At 65.8% G+C, this 8001-nt stretch carries 9 protein-coding genes; 1 reads left to right on the top strand and 8 read right to left on the bottom strand.

Annotated features, from left to right (window positions below):
• Positions 1-73: 73 nt before the first annotated feature.
• Positions 74-454, bottom strand: a complete 381-nt coding sequence (locus N4G42_RS23720) for a BPSL0067 family protein (protein WP_146191169.1) — start codon at positions 452-454, stop codon at positions 74-76.
• 169 nt (positions 455-623) lie between these two features.
• Complete coding sequence (locus N4G42_RS23715; RefSeq protein WP_260668939.1) at positions 624-1379, bottom strand: tyrosine-protein phosphatase; 756 nt, start codon at positions 1377-1379, stop codon at positions 624-626.
• A gap of 175 nt (positions 1380-1554) precedes the next feature.
• Between N4G42_RS23715 and N4G42_RS23710 the strand changes: the two genes are divergently transcribed.
• Positions 1555-2397 carry a helix-turn-helix domain-containing protein gene (locus tag N4G42_RS23710; protein WP_260668938.1) on the top strand — a complete coding sequence of 281 codons (843 nt, stop codon included), beginning with the start codon at positions 1555-1557 and terminating at the stop codon, positions 2395-2397.
• Here the strand turns inward: N4G42_RS23710 and N4G42_RS23705 are convergent.
• The 6 genes from N4G42_RS23705 to N4G42_RS23680 form a co-directional block, all read right to left on the bottom strand.
• Positions 2358-2696, bottom strand: coding sequence for a DUF2834 domain-containing protein (locus tag N4G42_RS23705; RefSeq protein ID WP_056742774.1), 339 nt, complete (start codon positions 2694-2696; stop codon positions 2358-2360). The genes N4G42_RS23710 and N4G42_RS23705 overlap by 40 nt on opposite strands.
• 147 nt (positions 2697-2843) lie before the next feature.
• The gene (locus tag N4G42_RS23700; protein WP_260668937.1) at positions 2844-3194 is read right to left on the bottom strand and encodes a DUF4124 domain-containing protein; all 351 of its coding nucleotides are present in this window, start codon (positions 3192-3194) and stop codon (positions 2844-2846) included.
• A gap of 67 nt (positions 3195-3261) precedes the next feature.
• Complete coding sequence (locus tag N4G42_RS23695; RefSeq protein WP_260668936.1) at positions 3262-3864, bottom strand: YbhB/YbcL family Raf kinase inhibitor-like protein; 603 nt, start codon at positions 3862-3864, stop codon at positions 3262-3264.
• A 115-nt stretch (positions 3865-3979) separates the two neighbouring features.
• Positions 3980-4756, bottom strand: a complete 777-nt coding sequence (locus N4G42_RS23690) for a helix-turn-helix transcriptional regulator (protein WP_116748341.1) — start codon at positions 4754-4756, stop codon at positions 3980-3982.
• An 85-nt stretch (positions 4757-4841) separates the two neighbouring features.
• Positions 4842-5069, bottom strand: coding sequence for a hypothetical protein (locus N4G42_RS23685; protein WP_260668935.1), 228 nt, complete (start codon positions 5067-5069; stop codon positions 4842-4844).
• The gene (locus tag N4G42_RS23680; protein ID WP_260668934.1) at positions 5069-7990 is read right to left on the bottom strand and encodes a DNA topoisomerase III; all 2922 of its coding nucleotides are present in this window, start codon (positions 7988-7990) and stop codon (positions 5069-5071) included. Before N4G42_RS23680 ends, N4G42_RS23685 begins: the two co-directional genes overlap by 1 nt.
• Positions 7991-8001: the final 11 nt, after the last annotated feature.

Genomic DNA, 8001 nt, shown 5'->3' with positions numbered 1-8001 from the left:
TGCGCGATGGCAGCGCCGCTCGCGCTCAAAACAATCAGTGAAAGACTTAGGCCAAATTTATTCGTCATACCGATTACTCCACCACCGAGAACGCGTCGCCATTGTTGCTGGGGTCAACATATTTCCCGGTCTTGTCCTTTCCGAGAAACATCAACCGACGCAAGCGGATCGTGCCGCTGCCGGACCATTGATCGACGACCGTGATTCCCGATGCATCCTGAGACACATACAACGCCGCATGGTTGCCAGTGCCCTGGTTTGGGTACTTTCCGTTGACGAAGGTTGCGATGGCAGTGCCCTTTTTGAGCAGCATATTGCCTTTCACAGAGGCCCCTTCTCTCCAGAGCGATGAGGCTGGAGCTCTGGCGTAGTGCTTAACAAGTGCAACGCAGTGGTGCGTGCCCACGAGAGGTTGCTTGGCCAAGGACTCTGGGTTGTCGTAGATGTATGACATTCGTTTGGTGGCAAAGCCGCACAAACACACCTGTCAGGGCTCGTTCAGGCGTTTGGGGCGGCCGAATTCTAGGAGCGCCGCACAGCCGCACAGCCGCAAAACGTGACATCGGAAACCGCTTGTGTGCAGATATTGGTGGCCGCTTGCCTGTCTGCGACTTGCACGAGCCCTACTCTGCCTGCAGATACAACTCTGCCAATTCTTTCTGTGCGGCAGCGTCAATACCCAGCACGTCCACCAGATACGCCTGCAGCCCGCCAAAGTCGTTGTTCACCATGTGCAGGGCGGCATCCAGAAACTCTTCCTGAACACGCCACAGCACGCGCAGCACTTCTTCCGGCGCGTGGCTGCCCATGCCCGGTGGGCGCTGGTAGAGCGCGTTGGTGAGCAGGTAGTCGTGCATGACCACATCGCGCGGCACGCCCAGGGTCAGCAGGATGAGGGCGGCGGCAAAGCCGGTGCGGTCTTTGCCAGCGGTGCAATGGAACACGGTGGGTGCATCGCTGGCGAGCAGCAGGCGGAACAGCTCGGCAAAACGTGGGGCGTTGTCGTGCACAAAACCCCGGTAGGTGTCCTGCATCAGGCCCACGGCGTCTTGGGCGGTGAGCTGGCGGCCGGTGCGCTGCAGCTCCAGCGCGCGCTGCACCACGGTGGGTTCGATGTGCAACGGGTGGTAGGCCACGCCGGGCAGTGCGTAGGCATACGCGGCGCTTTCGGCCTGGCCGCGAAAGTCCACCGCGCGGGCCACGCCCAGGTCTGCCAGCAGGGCCTGGTCCTCGGGCGTCAGGCCCGCCAGGTGGTCAGAGCGGAAGATGCGGCGCCATTTCACCGGGCGGCCACCGTGGCCGGTGTAGCCGCCGAGGTCGCGGAAGTTGGTGGCGCCTGCGAGGTGGACGGACCGGGTGGGGGCTTGCTCTTGCTGCATGGTGCTTGGCACGGGTGAGTGGTGGGTGGGGATACGAAAGCAACAAGGATAGTCGGGCACTGCGGCAGCTGCATGTCGCACGGGTGGCTGGAGAACGTCGAGTACGACGGCTGACTGGCTGACCACCCACCCCGAAAGCCGCCACCTGCGCCACGTCGATATGCAGAATGTGGGTATGCAGCGCTTGGTGCCCGTCCCCTCCGATTTGCAGCCTTGGCTGATGGCTGCCGTGGTGGTCAATGCCCCGGCGGCGCTGGCGCAATCGCATTTCCCGGCCATGGTGTCGAGCATGCTGGTGGTGCGGCTGGCCGGGCAGGTGGTGTGCCGGGGCGCGCCCGTGCCGCAGTCAGCCTGGATGAGCGCCAGCACCACGGCCACGGTGTATGAACACAGCGGGCCGGTGCAGGCCGTGGGGCTGGTGCTGCAGCCTTCGGCAGCGGCGGCGCTGTTTGCCAGTGCGCGTGGAGTGGTGAACACGGTGCGGCCGCTGGCAGACTTGGTGGGCCCTGGGTGGGCGGAGGTGGAACACGCGGTGCGGGCAGCCGCGGACGATGGTGCGCGGCTGCAGGTGCTGTGCGACTTCATCCGCCAGTGGGTTGCGCCGCCATCGCCCTGCGAGGCGCGGCGGCAACAGGCGCTGGCTTTGCTACACGCGGCCAGCGACGATGCAAAAGACGCAGGCCAGCGTCTGGGCCTGAGCCAGCGGCAGTTTGAGCGGCGCTTTGTGGCGCATTGGGGCATGTCGCCCAAGCAGTTTCAGGTGATTGCACGGCTGAACAGCACGCTGGGCAACGCACTGGCCGCGCCCGGCGGCCCGGTGGTGGAACTGGCGGTGGACCAGGGCTACTACGACCAGTCGCACATGGCGCGTGATGTGCGCAGGCTGGCGGGCCACCCGCTACAGGCCCTCGTGCAGGGCAGCGGCAGCCCGGTCACCGAACACTGGCCCCTGCAGGTGGGCGCACAGGCGCAGCTGGGTCAGCCGCCGGAGGGATCAGCGTCTCTGCGCAGGCGTTGAGCCAGGTACAGCGGCATCACAAACGCGAGCCCGATACCAAAGCAGGCCGCGATGCAGGCCCAGCGCCACGCGCCCAGGCGGCGGTCGGCCGCCACCCAGGCTGAGAACGCCACGGCGGCCAGGTACACATCGCAGGTGATGCCGGTGGTGAGCGCATTGGCAAAGGCATCGCGCCAGAAAACATCGGGCATCACGCTGCCACCGCCCAGAAAGTACAGGGTGTTGAAGTACCAGGGGATGGCCAGACCCAGGGCGGCCAGCAGAACAAGAAAAACGCGCAGGGGTTGGTGGTGGTGCATCGGTGCATGAGGCCCCCAAAGAAAGAGAGAGGCCTGGGGTAGTGAATCAATGCACCGATTGAATCTGTGCAGCCCCCTCGCCGGCTAGGAAAAAAACGACATGCCCACCACAGGCCTGCACGCCATCAACAGCTGGCCGCCAGCCGCTTACTGCGCAGGCGGTAGCGACGTGACTGCCCCGTCCACCGACAGCTCCTGGCTGCCCTGGGGGCAGGGCTGGTCGGTGTAGGTAGTGCGGCCGTCCCGCACGCATTTGCGCGGCTGCGGCGCCACGGGCTGGGACGCGCCCGCCTTCGCCGGGCGGGCCTGCGCGGTAGTGGGGCGCTTGTCGGGTGGCAGGGATTCGGGCCCGGGGCGGGTGATCTTTTTCCAGGCCTGTTCGGTCCAGGGTCCGGCCTGGGGCAGCCACTGGTCGGCGGTCCACCACGCCGCTGCTGCGGCGGCCAGCAGCAGTGCGGCCAGAAGGGACCAGAGGGCTCGTTCGCGGGGGCTGCGCATGGGGTGGGCCTGCAGTGGGGTGGATGACCACCAAGCTTAAAACATCACAGTGCCCCACCCCACATCGTCACTGCTGCCTGCCTTGGGCCGCAGGGCGCCCGTAGCGCGCGGTGAGTGTGGCCTTGCCCAGGCTGTTGGCGTTGATCATGTAGCCCGCCAGCGCAGCGGTGGCGTCGGCAGGCAGGTCCAGGCGTGGCACCTTGAGTGCGTGCACCGCGAAGATGTAGCGGTGCGGCGGATCCCCCTCGGGCGGGCACGCCCCGCCCCAGGCGGCCACGCCGTAGTCGATGCGCACATGGCTGGCGCCTGCGGGCAGCTTGGCGCCGCCGGCAGCACCGGCGTCGGGCTGCAGCTCGGTGACGCTGGCGGGGATGTTCACCACCGACCAGTGCCACCAGCCCGAGCCTGTGGGGGCGTCAGGGTCATACGCGGTGACGGCAAAGCTCTGCGTGCCTGCAGGCGCACCGTTCCAGCGCAGCGCGGGCGACTGGTTCTCACCTGCGCAGCCGAATCCCTTGAACTCGAAACGCTGGGGCAAGGTGCCATCCGCCGCAAAGTCGGGGCTGCTGAGCGTGAACGCCTGGGCATGGGCAGCCAATGCCAGGCCGATGGTGACAAGCGCCGCGATGGAGGTAAAAGCGCGGCGGGGGCGTGAAAGTGGGTGGCTCATCCAAAAAGCTCCTTGCAGTAGCGGTGTGAAACAAGGACTTGATGGTGCGGTGTGCCACGCCTTCGCACTGGCCCGGCGGCATCAAAGGCTGTGCGCTGTGCGTCAGCCGAAGTAATCAGGGCCTCAGTTGCGAGGGCGGAAAGCCAAAACGCTCGCGGAAGGCCGCGCTGAAGCGGCTGTGCGACTCGTAGCCGCAGCGCGCTGCGATTTCGGACACTTGCAGCGTGGAGCTTTGCAGCAGAACCAGCCCCGTCTCCAGCCGCACATCGCGCAGGCACTGGCTTACGGTTTCGCCCTCTTGTGCCAGGCGGCGCTGCAGGGTGCTGGCGCTGGTGGCAAAGGCAGCGGCGATACGCTCCACCGTCCAGTCAGCCTGCGGGCTGGGGCCCACCAGACGGCGCACCCGGTCGGCCCAGCCCAGCTCGCCGGGCGGGGCGAAGACGATGCCTGCCTCGGCCAGCATCAGCAGCACCTCGAGCGCGCGGTGTTCGCGCAGCGCCTGCGAGCTGGCATCGCTCTCCAGCGCGGCGAGGGCACGCCGGTAACTGTCTTCAAATGCCGCATCGGCCGCCAGGCCCGCACAGCCCTGCACCGCAGGCACGGCCGCAAACTGGCCAAACTGGCGGTGAAACTGCTCCACCAGTTCGGGTGCAAAACACAGCAGTCGCGCCACATAGCGGCCTTGTGGGGCGGGGTCGTTGACCACCTCCCACTGCGCGCCACGCGGCAGCACAAACACCCGCCCGCTGGGATAGCGGTGCGCCCCGCCCGGTGTGACCAGGTGCTTGGTGCCAGAGACCACCCAGCCCACCGAATCCATGCGCACCGTGACAGTGTGGATGCGGTGGTGCACCGTGGTGGCAATCTGCAACGACAGTGCGGGTTCGACCATCAATCTCTCCCTTGCGGCTCACGTTCCATCATCCGCCCGGCCCCGTGCTGGTTCAAGACGGGCTGCGCGCGGTGGCAGCTTGCAGTCAGCGGGTGCGCTCCCGCGTCACGTTCACGTCGATATCGCCAAACACGGTCACGCCGCTCGCGCCCTGGGGCTGCTGCTGGCTGGCCGGGTCACTGGAGCGCGCGGAGCCTGTGGTGGTGCAACCCCCCAGTGCCCCCGCGATCACCAAGGCCACCAGCGCGGTGCGCCAAGTGTCTTGGGCGCACCGTGCGGGCGATGCGGTGTGTTCCGTGTGCAGCGGCTTCATCATTCGCCGCCCAGGTGGTTGCCCAGGATGCCCGCCAGCTCAAACATGCCCGCGCTGTCCTTGCCGAACACGGCGCGCAGCTTGTCGTCAGCGACGATGGTGCGCTTGTCCTTGGGGTCTTGCAGGTTGTGGGCCTTGATGTATTCCCACATCTTCTTCACGGCCTCGGGGCGCGCCACCGGCTCGGTGCCGATCACGGCGGCCAGGGCTGCGCTGGGGGCCTTGCCTGCAGCGGCCTTGCGCGGGGCTTTGGCAGCCGTTGTTTTGGCTGCGGCCTTCTTTGCAGGGGCTTTTTTGGCGGCAGCGCTAGTGGCTTTTGTCTTGGTTGCTATTGTTTTTGAAGCGACGCCTGGACGGGGTGGGAACTTGCTGGGCGCGAATTCAAAGTTGACCTTGCCCGCCTCCTTGTCCCACGCCAGGTGGGCCTTGAAGTTGCGGCGCGTGCGCATGCTCACGAACTTGTCGAGCAGGTCGGTCTTGCCGGTCTCCAGCAGCTTGTGCATCTGCTCGCGCTCTACGGGCTGCTGCAGGATGATCTTGCCGCTCTTGAAGGTGCAGCTGGGCGTCGGCTGCGCCGCGGTAGGCACGGCCTTGCTGCACACATAGTTGCTGCCGTGTTCATGCACTTCCGATCCGCAGATGGGGCAGGGGCCGAGCGCGGCGTCTTCAAACTCCACGATCTCGCCGGACTCTTCGCCCTTCTTGTCGTCACCAAAGTCGAATTCGAGCTTGTAGTTGTGCGCCTCGTCGTCGTACTTGATGACGATCTCGGACGTGAAGGGCCAGCCCGCCTTGGAGCGGAAGCCCTCCAGCGGGCCGATCTTCTTGTCCCGCAGCAGGGCGTTGGCCTCTGCCGTCTCGAACGTGCGGCCTGCGGGTGATTTGCCGAAGCTGAATCCACAAGGCTCCGCGCCCGCCTTGCCCACACAGGCAAAGCGGCGGTAGTTTTCCTTCACCACACCGCCGCAGTTGGGGCAGGGCGATTCGAGCGTGGCGTAGTCGCCGGGGATGGTGTCGCGGTCGTATTCCTTGGCCTTCTTGACCATGCGCTCGGTCATGGCGGCGATCTCGGCCATGAAGGCTTCGCGGCTCAGTTGGCCCTTTTCCATTTGCGAGAGCTTGTACTCCCACTCGCCGGTCAGGTCGGCACGGCAGAGTTCTTCCACCTCCAGCCCGCGCAGCAGCGTCATGAGCTGGAAGGCCTTGGCCGTGGGGATAATCTCGCGGCCTTCGCGCAGCATGTACTTTTCGGTCAGCAGGCCTTCGATGATGGCCGCGCGCGTGGCAGGCGTGCCCAGGCCTTTTTCCTGCATGGCTTCGCGCAGTTCGTCGTCGTCGATCTGCTTGCCCGCGCTTTCCATGGCGCCCAGCAGCGTGGCTTCGGAGTAGCGGGCGGGGGGCTTGGTCTTGAGGCCCTTGGGGTCGGCGGCCAGGGTGTTGACGCTCTCGCCGGGCTTCACCGGCACCAGGTTCTGGCCCTTGTCGCCATCCTTGCCGCCTTCCACTTCGTCGGCGGCTTCCTTGCCGTAGATGGCCAACCAGCCCGGCTTGACCAGCACCTTGCCTTCGGTCTTGAAGCTGTGCGGGGCCACGGTGCTGATGCGCGTGGTCACCGTGTATTCAGCGCTGGGGAAGAACACCGCCATGAAGCGGCGCACGACCAGGTCGTACAGCTTTTGCTCGGCTTCGCTCAGGCCGCTCGGTGCCTGCAGCGTGGGGATGATGGCAAAGTGATCGCTGACCTTGCTGTTGTCGAAGATGCGCTTGGACGGGCGCACGTAGTTGTTGTTCAGCGCCGTGAGCGCGTGGGGCGCCAGATGCCGCATGCCGCTGTCGGCCAGCATCTCGAAGGTCTGCTTGGCCACCGGCAAATAGTCTTCCGGTAGCGCGCGCGAGTCGGTACGTGGGTAGGTCAGGGCCTTGTGGCGCTCGTACAGGCTTTGCGCCAGGGCCAGCGTGGTCTTGGCCGAAAAGCCGAACTTGCCGTTGGCCTCGCGCTGCAGGCTGGTCAGGTCGAACAGCAGGGGCGATGCCTGTGTGGTGGGCTTGCTTTCTTCGGTGACCGTGGCCTGCTTGCCGCGCACGGCGTTGGCTATTGACTGTGCCTCGGCGGCGGACCACACGCGGTCCGCGCGCATTTCCACATCCTCGCCCTTCTTCCACTTGGGGTCGAACCACTTGGCGGGGTACTCGCCGGCTTCCGCGCCAAAGGTGGCGTGGATTTCCCAATAGTCGCGGCTGATGAACTTGCGGATCTTTTCCTCGCGCTCCACCACCAGCGACAGCGTGGGCGTCTGCACCCGGCCCACGGTGGTCAAGAAGAACCCACCATCGCGCGAGTTGAACGCCGTCATGGCCCGCGTGCCATTGATGCCCACCAGCCAGTCGGCCTCGGAGCGGCTGCGGGCCGCGCTGGCCAGGCCCGCCATCTGCTGCTCGGTGCGCAGCGCATCAAAGCCGTCGCGGATGGCCTGGGGCGTCATGGACTGCAGCCACAGGCGCTTGACCGGTTTGCCGAGACCTTTGCCATCGGGCTTGCTGCCCCCGGCGTACTGCTCGATCAGGCGGAAGATCAGCTCTCCCTCGCGGCCCGCGTCGCAGGCGTTGATGAGCTGTGTCACGTCCTTGCGCTTGGCCTGCTTGACCACCGCGTTCAGGCGGCTCTTGGTCTTGTCCACGGGCTTCAGGTCAAAGTACGGCGGGATCACAGGCAGGTGCGCAAAGCTCCACTTGCCGCGCTTCACGTCAAACTGCTCGGGGGCCTGGATCTCCACCAGGTGGCCCACGGCGCTGGTGACTACATAGCGGTCGTTCTCGAAGTGGTCTTCGTGCTTCTCGAACTTGCCCGCCACGGGGGTCAGCGCGCGCACGATGTCTTGCGCCACCGAGGGTTTCTCTGCAATTACCAGGGTCTTGGTCATTTTTTGGTTTC

Origin of the sequence: Acidovorax sp. K2F (assembly GCF_025246485.1) — a bacterium.
GTDB lineage: Bacteria > Pseudomonadota > Gammaproteobacteria > Burkholderiales > Burkholderiaceae_C > Acidovorax > Acidovorax delafieldii.
Note: the sequence above shows the minus strand (reverse complement) of the source record. Positions and strands in the feature narration are given on the sequence as shown.

What these genes read in the sequence shown, in the direction of transcription:
- N4G42_RS23720 (WP_146191169.1), bottom strand. Translation starts at nt 454, where the DNA reads ATGTCATACATCTACGACAACCCAGAGTCCTTGGCCAAGCAACCTCTC.
- N4G42_RS23705 (WP_056742774.1), bottom strand. Translation starts at nt 2,696, where the DNA reads ATGCACCACCACCAACCCCTGCGCGTTTTTCTTGTTCTGCTGGCCGCC.
- N4G42_RS23680 (WP_260668934.1), bottom strand. Translation starts at nt 7,990, where the DNA reads ATGACCAAGACCCTGGTAATTGCAGAGAAACCCTCGGTGGCGCAAGAC.
- N4G42_RS23700 (WP_260668937.1), bottom strand. Translation starts at nt 3,194, where the DNA reads ATGCGCAGCCCCCGCGAACGAGCCCTCTGGTCCCTTCTGGCCGCACTG.
- N4G42_RS23710 (WP_260668938.1), top strand. Translation starts at nt 1,555, where the DNA reads ATGCAGCGCTTGGTGCCCGTCCCCTCCGATTTGCAGCCTTGGCTGATG.
- N4G42_RS23690 (WP_116748341.1), bottom strand. Translation starts at nt 4,756, where the DNA reads ATGGTCGAACCCGCACTGTCGTTGCAGATTGCCACCACGGTGCACCAC.
- N4G42_RS23685 (WP_260668935.1), bottom strand. Translation starts at nt 5,069, where the DNA reads ATGAAGCCGCTGCACACGGAACACACCGCATCGCCCGCACGGTGCGCC.
- N4G42_RS23715 (WP_260668939.1), bottom strand. Translation starts at nt 1,379, where the DNA reads ATGCAGCAAGAGCAAGCCCCCACCCGGTCCGTCCACCTCGCAGGCGCC.
- N4G42_RS23695 (WP_260668936.1), bottom strand. Translation starts at nt 3,864, where the DNA reads ATGAGCCACCCACTTTCACGCCCCCGCCGCGCTTTTACCTCCATCGCG.